This is a genomic window from Nonomuraea sp. KM90 (assembly GCF_052246675.1).
GTDB lineage: Bacteria > Actinomycetota > Actinomycetes > Streptosporangiales > Streptosporangiaceae > Nonomuraea.
The window spans coordinates 1-2908 of the sequence record NZ_JBQQCB010000309.1 but is presented as its reverse complement, the minus strand read 5'-3'; the positions used below and the strand labels follow the sequence as shown (position 1 = coordinate 2908).

The window sequence follows — 2908 nt, the reverse complement described above, 5'->3', positions numbered from 1 at the left end:
CTGCGGGACCATCCGGCCGGGGGCCTCACCGGTGGCCGTCAGGTGGTGACGTCGGGCACCAGCGTCTCCACCCTCGGCGGCCGGCGGTACCCCGTGGACGCGGGGCGGGGCGGGATCTTCAGCGGCGGGCGCCGTACCTCCTGGTACGGGATCGTGGACAGCAGGTGGGAGATCATGTTGATCCTGGCCCGCCGCTTGTCCTCGCTCTCCACCTCGTACCACGGCGCCTCGGGGATGTGCGTGTGGATCATCATCTCGTCCTTGGCCCGCGAGTACTCCTCCCAGCGCGTGATCGACTCCAGGTCCATCTCCGACAGCTTCCAGCGCCGCATCGGATCCTCCAGCCGGTCGCGGAAGCGCCGCTCCTGCTCGGTGTCGCTGACCGAGAACCAGTATTTGCGCAGCATGATCCCGTCCTCCACCAGCAACCGCTCGAAGATCGGGCACTGGTGAAGGAACCGGGTGTACTCCTCCTGGGAGCAGAACCCCATCACCCGCTCGACCCCGGCCCGGTTGTACCAGCTCCGGTCGAACAGCGCGATCTCCCCCGCCGCCGGTAGGTGCTCGACGTAGCGCTGGAAGTACCACTGCGTGCGCTGCCGCTCGGTGGGGGCGGGCAGCGCGACGATCTTGGTCACCCGCGGGTTCAGGTATTCGGTGACCCGCTTGATCGTGCTCCCCTTGCCCGCGGCGTCCCGCCCCTCGAAGATCACGACCAGCCGCTGCCCCTCGGCCTTCACCCACTCCTGCAGCTTCACGAGCTCCGCCTGGAGGCGGAGGAGCTGCTTCTCGTACGGCTTGCGCCGCAGCCTCTCGGTCGTCACGAGGCCGGTTCCTCTCCATCGTCATCAGCGATCCGCCCAGCTTGTCCCCCGGAGCCTGCCACAAGCAAACGTCCCCGCCGTCACACCCGCCGCCGCCCCGCCTCGCACCCCCGACGCCGGACCCCCGCCTCGCATCCCCGACGCCGCACCCGGCCCGCTGCCCGGCGTCGCGCCCAGGGCCTCCCGCCCCGGGCTTCGACGGCGGTCAGGTGGCTGGGGTTGGGAACAGGGCGGCCAGGATCTCGCCCCACTGCCGGGCGCGTTCCAGCTCGCCTTCCACCAGCGGCCCCTGCGTGCCCGTGACGTAGAAGCTCTGCGCCGGGACGACGGCCCGGACGCCGTGGCGGCGGAGCCGTCTGGCGATGCCGTGTGCGGCCGAGCCGGGCATGCGGGGCTTGGCGATGCGGGTGTCGAAGGCGGCCGAGCCGAGCCCGGCCGACGACGTGCGCAGGGCCGCCAGCCATTCCCGTACGCCGTCCCCGCGCGAGACGAGCGCCCCTTCGGCCTGCTGGGCGGCGGACTGCCGGGTGGAGGCGCGGCTCATGGAGAAGGCGTGCGTCGGGCCGCCCACCACGAGCAGCCGCACGTCCTCCCCCACGAGCGCCGGCGCGGCACCGACCTCCAGCGCCTCGGCCGCCATCCCGGCGGCCAGTCCCCGGGCCACCGCCTCGGCGATCCGCCGCGTGTTGCCGTACATGGATTCGTAGACGACCAGCGCGTCCATCGTTCGTCTCCTATCGGGTCCGGGATGGCAGGACGGGTTCGAGGTGGAACATCCCGGTGACCACCTCACCGGTGTCCGCGGCCGGCTGGGCGCGGCCGGCGACCGCCGCCAGCACGTCGCGGGCCGTGACCAGGCCGATGAGCCCGTCGCCGGACAGCACGGGCACGGCGTCGCACCCGGCGTCCAGCATCACGGCCGCGACCCGGGGCAGCGGCATGTCCGGCCGTACGCGTGGCCGCGGGCCGCGCTCGAGCAGGGTGTGGACCTGGCGGCTCGACTGCTCCTGCGGCCCGCCCGACCAGGAGGCGGCCAGCCGCTCGCTGGTCAGGATGCCCACCACGTTCCGCCCGTCCACGACCGGCAGGTGGTGCACGCCGGCCCGGCGCATCAGCTCCCAGGCCATCAGCGGTGACTCGTCCGGTCTGACGGCGACCAGGATGCGGCTCATCACCTGTCCGGCGGTCAGCGTTTCGACGGTCATGACGCCTCCTCGATACGTGGCCGGACCACCGCGACCGGGATGGCCGTGTGGTTCGGGACGCCGTGCTTGCTCACGACGTTCGTTCCTCCTGCTTCCACTCTCGCGAAGGCGGCGTCGCGGCACCGGAGGAGGAAGTCCCGGGCCGGGATGCCATTGGTCCTGATCCGCCCGTTCGCGGACGGCCGACGTGGTCCGGGAACGCCGGTCACGGTCAGGAGGCCCGCGTACGACAGGACCGTGAAGGCGACGGTCACGTTCCCCCGGGTCACAGTGTGGATGAGCCGCTGGTGATCGAGGAGCCGGCCCAGCAGGCCGAGCCTGGCCAGCGGGCCGTTCACGCCGGCCAGAGGCCCTCACCGGGGCTCAGGTGGCCTGAGCCCAATCGATCGTGCATGGTGGGGTCGGGTGCGGCACGGGCCGGTCAGGTCCAGGTCCAGTCGCGGATCTCCGGTGCGTCCTCGCCGTGCTCGCGCGTGTACGCCCGCGCCCGCAGCCGCTCGTCGCTCATGTGCTGGCGCAGGTGGGCGGCCGTGGTGCCGAGGCCCGGGACGCGGTCGATGACGTCCATGACCAGGTGGTAGCGGTCGATGTCGTTCAGCATGCACATGTCGAACGGCGTCGTGGTGGTGCCCTCCTCCTTGTAGCCGCGCACGTGCAGGTTGTCGTGGCCGTTCCGGCGGTAGGTGAGGCGGTGGATCAGCCAGGGATAGCCGTGGAAGTTGAAGATGATCGGCCTGTCGGTGGTGAAGATCGTGTCGAACTCGGCGTCCTCCATGCCGTGGGGGTGCTCCGAGGGCGGTTGCAGGCGCATGAGGTCCACGACGTTGACGACGCGTACCTTGAGCTCGGGCAGGTGCTCGCGCAGCAGCGCGGCGGCGG

General features: G+C 71.7%; 4 protein-coding genes and 1 pseudogene. All 5 read right to left on the bottom strand.

Annotated elements, in window-relative coordinates:
- Positions 1-38: 38 nt before the first annotated feature.
- Positions 39-824, bottom strand: coding sequence for a polyphosphate kinase 2 (gene ppk2, locus ACTWPW_RS63700; protein WP_375108328.1), 786 nt, complete (start codon positions 822-824; stop codon positions 39-41).
- 205 nt (positions 825-1029) lie between these two features.
- Positions 1030-1548, bottom strand: a complete 519-nt coding sequence (locus ACTWPW_RS63695) for a flavodoxin family protein (RefSeq protein WP_443174958.1) — start codon at positions 1546-1548, stop codon at positions 1030-1032.
- Between the two features lie 10 nt (positions 1549-1558).
- Complete coding sequence (locus ACTWPW_RS63690) at positions 1559-2029, bottom strand: CBS domain-containing protein (RefSeq protein WP_375108330.1); 471 nt, start codon at positions 2027-2029, stop codon at positions 1559-1561.
- Positions 2026-2367, bottom strand: a complete 342-nt coding sequence (locus tag ACTWPW_RS63685; RefSeq protein ID WP_443174957.1) for a hypothetical protein — start codon at positions 2365-2367, stop codon at positions 2026-2028. The genes ACTWPW_RS63690 and ACTWPW_RS63685 overlap by 4 nt, the downstream gene beginning before the upstream one ends.
- Before the next feature lie 83 nt (positions 2368-2450).
- Positions 2451-2908 (bottom strand): annotated as a pseudogene (locus ACTWPW_RS63680) (phosphoketolase); the annotation flags it as partial.